Genomic DNA, 1,050 nt, shown 5'->3' with positions numbered 1-1,050 from the left:
TTGACGGATCGGGTTCGGTTGATCCTTGACACTCGGTGTTGTGTTTTAGGCCTGTTCGCTGGTGCGGAAGGCCCGTTTGTTTCTTACCTCGCCGGTGCTGTTGCGCGCGGCGGTTTTGACCAACTCGTCGCCGACGTAGAACCGCAGCAGGTCACTGTCGACGTGCACATCGCAACGCGACCCCGCGTAGTGGCGGCCCAGGCTGACCTGCTGCCAGGACACGCACACCACTCCGTTGGTGGTGACTCGTCGGCTGACCCAGTCCGAGCCGGAGCGCTCGTCATGGCCCAACGGTGCGAGTGCGGCGATCGGTGTGGTCGACGGCCTGCCCGCGAACCGCTGCGCGGGGGTGGCCATCTGCAGCCCCTGATGTGGCCGGGCCGTGTTGTAGAAGTCCACCCACTCATCCAATTCCTGCTGGGCCACCTTGAGATTGGTGAACGCTGCTCGGCTGCTGAGGAATTCAGCCCGCAGACTGCGATGGAAACGCTCGATCTTGCCCGTGGCGGTCGGTGACCGCGGCGCAGTCAACAGATGCTCGATCCCGTTCTCGCGGCAGATCGCATCAAAGAGCACCTCCACCGGCGGATGATTGAACCGGCCGGTGAACACCTTGCCATTGTCGGTCAGGATCTGTTCTGGGACACCGTAAGTGGCCAACGCCGCCCGCAACCCGTCGCAGACCGCACGGGTGCGCTCCCGGGTCATCAACCGCGCAGACACGCACATCCGGGAATGATCATCAATGCCCGTGAGCGCCTTAGCGCTGGTGCCATCGGCCAACGGGAATCCACCCACGACGTCCATCTGCCACAACTCCATCGGCACCGCGCGTTCCCAGCGTTTCCACTTCCGGGAACGCCGATCCCGCAGGTTCGGGTCGATCATCTGCGCCCGGACCAACGCTCGATAGGCTGCCGAGGCCGACGGCAACGGAGACACGTTGCGTTTGGCCAGCTCGAACACCAGCCGCTTGGGACCCCAGTACGGGCGCGAACGTCGCAGCTCCAACAACGCCGCCTCCACCGCCGCGGGCATCTGATGCGGACA

The 1,050-nt window shown here is 64.5% G+C and carries 1 protein-coding gene; it reads right to left on the bottom strand.

Translation table 11 applies throughout. The features are described 5' to 3' along the window. Nucleotides 1–45: 45 nt before the first annotated feature. The coding region (locus AC5Y5C_RS24850; RefSeq protein WP_499977338.1) for an IS481 family transposase at nucleotides 46–1,050 on the bottom strand (1,005 nt) is incomplete at its 5' end.

It is taken from the genome of Mycobacterium sp. NGS15 (assembly GCF_059813245.1).
This window is presented reverse-complemented; position numbering and strand designations above follow the sequence as displayed.